2 protein-coding genes are annotated in these 2,569 nt (G+C 75.0%); both read right to left on the bottom strand.

Annotated features, from left to right (window positions below; genetic code table 11):
• Positions 1 to 281: 281 nt before the first annotated feature.
• Entirely contained in the window at positions 282 to 2,327 is a 2,046-nt protein-coding gene (locus tag VFE05_15035) for a helicase-associated domain-containing protein (GenBank protein ID HET6231386.1), read from the bottom strand.
• Positions 2,324 to 2,569: hypothetical protein (locus VFE05_15040; protein HET6231387.1), on the bottom strand; the 246-nt coding region annotated here is incomplete at its 5' end. The genes VFE05_15040 and VFE05_15035, both read right to left, overlap by 4 nt.

Consider the following 2,569-nt stretch of genomic DNA (forward strand, 5'->3'; position numbering starts at 1 on the left):
AGGAGATGCAGGAGATGCAGGAGATGCAGGAGATGCAGGAGATGCGGGCGCGGGCACGCCCCTTCGACCCCGAATCCGTTACGCCGGTGATGGAAGCGCCTTCTCCAACGTTGCGGGAGCATCCGAAAGGCAGCGAGCGAGGGATGCCCGGCGGCATCCCGGCGGCCGCGGAGGAGCCGCAGCGCCGTCCGCACGGTCTGCGGTCGCCCTTGTGCCTTCCTCGCGGGCCGGCCGGATCGCCCGCGAGGACGGCGAACGTGGGGATGCACGCCGGGGCGGGATCAGTCCACGAAGACGCCCCCGGCGCGCAGCTTCTTGACCAGCGCCGCCGTTTCCCCGGTCGTCAGCGGCGCGACGGAGAGCACGGTGGGGGTGAGGGTGGTCACCTGCTTGCCCAGCGCGGAGGCCACGGCGGCCGCGGTCTCCTTGTCCGGGCACTCGACCAGGACGGCGGGGCGGAGCGACACGCGCCGCACGGCCGAGAGCCAGTCGCGAAGCTGGCGCTCCACGTTGCCCGGAAGGGGGCGGGCCGACACGCCGCGGAGGGTGTCCGCCATCTCCGCCGCCGTCATGCCGCCCTCGGCCGCGGCCAGCACCGACGCGCGCGTGAGGCGGAACATCACGCCGATGCCGCGCCCGGCGCGCTGGCCGAACCGGGCGATGGCGGCCTCGGCGCGCGGGGCGGGCGCGAGGAAGACGACTTCGAAGTCAGGCTGCACCACGACGTGCTTTCCCTCGGCTTCGCCCAGCGAGAAGTCGTCGGCCGCGCCCAGCAGGTAGCGCCCGGCGGAGGTGAGGCGGAAAGCGACCCGCCCCGCGGCCGTCCGCCCCAGCGCGGCGGCGCCCAGGGGCACGAGCCGCATGAGGACGAACGCGGACACGATCTCGCTCCAGACGTGCTCCCACTCGCGTCGCCCAAGCACGCGGCTGCCCCACCCGTAGTCCATGGGCTGCAAGCCGCGTCCCACGGCCTCGATGAACGGGTTCGCGGAGCGGCCGGCGTGCTCCGCGAACGCCCCCACCTCCACCATCCCCTCGGGCATGGCGAGCAGGAGCCGGGTGAGCACGGCGCGGCAGTTCACCGTGCCCTTCCGCAGCACGCCCGGCACCGCCATGGGGAAGAACCGCATGCCCGTCCCCCCGTCGTCGTACCAGCCCGCGGGGTTGCGCTCCGCCGAGCCGCGAAGCGGGTCGAGCAGCGTCTTGAGCCGCGCCTCCGGAGGCTGGGCGAGCCAGCGCTTCCCCGCGGCCGTGGGCGCCAGCCGCAGGTCCTGGCCGTGGTGGCCCGCCCGGTCCGCCAGCTTCAGGACCTGGAGGTACGTGGACGCGTATTCGGCCCGCAAGGCCCCCGCGTCCCCGTCGTCGTCCTCGTCGTCGCCCGGTGTCCGCGCGTTCGCGGCGGACGCGGCCCACGCGGGCACGGAGACGAGGCGCGAGACCACGGCGTCGCGCGTGCGGGCGAAGATAGCGCCGTCGCTGCCGCGGAGCCGGACCGGCTCGGCCGAGGCCATGGAGAGGAGCGCGGCCATGTCGTCGGCCAGCCACGCCGCTTCGAACGTCTCCACCGCCTCAACCGCCGGGGGAGGCGGCGGCGCCGGCGCTCCCAGGCGCGCCACGGCGGGGGGCCAGCCGCCCACCATCGGCTCCAGGTCCCCCGCGCGCAGCGCGGCGAAGAGGAGAAGGTAGCGCAGCGCGGCACCCAGCGCGGGTCCCAGGGTGGTGGCGGGGACGTCCGGGAAGCGCGACGGCAGCTCGCGCAGCGGCACCGGCTCCGGGAGCCCGGCGAGGGTGCGGACCATGGCGCGGGCCGCCTCCCAGCGCCGGACGGCGGCGAAGGCCGGGGCGGCGCCGCGGGGCATGCGCGCCTTCTCCCACTGCACGGCGCGGCCCTGGTCGTCCGCGGCAAGGAAGTCCTCCAGCCACTCCTCGCCCCCCGCGGCCCCGGCCACGGTCGAGCGGATCACGTGCATGGAGCCGTACGGGTGTCCGGAGACGAGGGCGGTCGCCTCCTCGGTGGTCAGGTGCTCCTCGACGTAGCCCTGCAGGGCGGCGCCGTCCGCCGCCTCCCACACCGGCCGCCGCGCCATGGCGCGCAACGCCACGACGACCGGGCGGAAGGCGGGCGTGGGGAGCACCCGGCGGCCGTTGGGCGTGGGGACCACCAGCCCCGACGCCATCAGCGGCTCGTACACCCCGTCGCGGGCGCCGACGGAGAGCCCCTGCGACATCTGCATCTTCAGCACGGCCCGCCTTGCCTCCACGGGCAGCGAGCCCCACGCATCCAGCAGGGGGAAGGCGGCGGCCCAGTCCAGGTCCAGGTACTTCATCCCTCCATCTCCTCCGCGTCGGCGATGTGGTACTCGTAGCCCTGCTCGCACAGGAAGAGCTGGCGCTTGAGGGCGAACTCCTGCTCGGTGGTGTCGCGGCTCACCAGGGTGTAGAAGTGCGCCTGGTTCTCGCCCGGCTTGGGACGGAGGATGCGGCCCAGGCGCTGCGCCTCCTCCTGCCGCGACCCGAAGGTGCCCGAGATCTGCACCGCCAGCGACGCGTCCGGCAGGTCCACGGCGAA

It is taken from the genome of Longimicrobiaceae bacterium, assembly GCA_035696245.1.
Classification (GTDB): domain Bacteria; phylum Gemmatimonadota; class Gemmatimonadetes; order Longimicrobiales; family Longimicrobiaceae; genus DASRQW01.

Coding starts and splice junctions, on each gene's coding strand:
- VFE05_15035 (HET6231386.1), bottom strand. CDS start 2,327: ATGAAGTACCTGGACCTGGACTGGGCCGCCGCCTTCCCCCTGCTGGAT.